At 57.0% G+C, this 851-nt stretch carries 1 protein-coding gene; it reads left to right on the top strand.

Annotated elements, in window-relative coordinates:
- Positions 1-851 (top strand): UxaA family hydrolase (locus ACFQEU_RS16900; protein ID WP_379784032.1); only part of this gene is annotated, 851 nt, incomplete at both ends.

Genomic DNA, 851 nt, shown 5'->3' with positions numbered 1-851 from the left:
GCGCTACCTAAAGGTTGTGAGCTGAGTGCCGATTTCAAAGCCTGCAACGACATTCCAAAGATGCACAAAGTGGCAAGCCAGACCATCGCCGCAGGCGAAAAAATCCTGAAATATGGGCAAGTTATTGGTCAGGCCACACAGAGTATTGCCGCGGGCGAGCATATCCACACCCACAACTGCGCCATGGGCAACTTCGAGCGGGACTTTGCCTTCTGCAGCCAAATTCGCCCAACCCAATTCGTTCCGACCAACGCCAAACGCCAATTTCAAGGCTACCACCGCCCGTCTGGCAAAGTAGGCACGCGCAACTTTATCGCTCTGGTCACCACGGTTAACTGCTCGGCCACTGCCGCTCGCCATATCGCCGAACAGGCGCGCCTAGGCCAGCTGCTCGACGGCTTCGATAACATCGACGGCATAGTGCCCTTGGTGCATAGCTCGGGTTGCGGTATGAACCCCAACAGCCGGGGCGGCCACATTTTGGCTCGCACCTTGGCAGGCTATGCCGTGCACCCAAATTTCGGCGGTGTGATTACTCTGGGTTTAGGTTGCGAAGCTATGCAACTTAACCACCTCATGCGCGACTATGGGTTAGTCGAATCGGAGTTTTTCCGCGCCTACAACATTCAAGATGTGGATGGCACGGCAAAGGCGATTGACCACGGCTTGGGTATCATTCGGGAGATGTTGCCTAGGGTGAACGCGGTAAAACGCCAAGCCACCGATGCCAGCCATCTAACCCTCGCGGTCCAGTGCGGTGGCAGCGACGCCTTTTCTGGCATCACCGCAAACCCCGCGCTCGGCAAGGCGGCCGATACCCTAGTGGCACAGGGTGGTACGGTGATCTATTC

Origin of the sequence: Halorubrum tibetense (genome assembly GCF_042661865.1) — an archaeon.
GTDB lineage: Archaea > Halobacteriota > Halobacteria > Halobacteriales > Haloferacaceae > Halorubrum > Halorubrum tibetense.
This window is presented reverse-complemented; position numbering and strand designations above follow the sequence as displayed.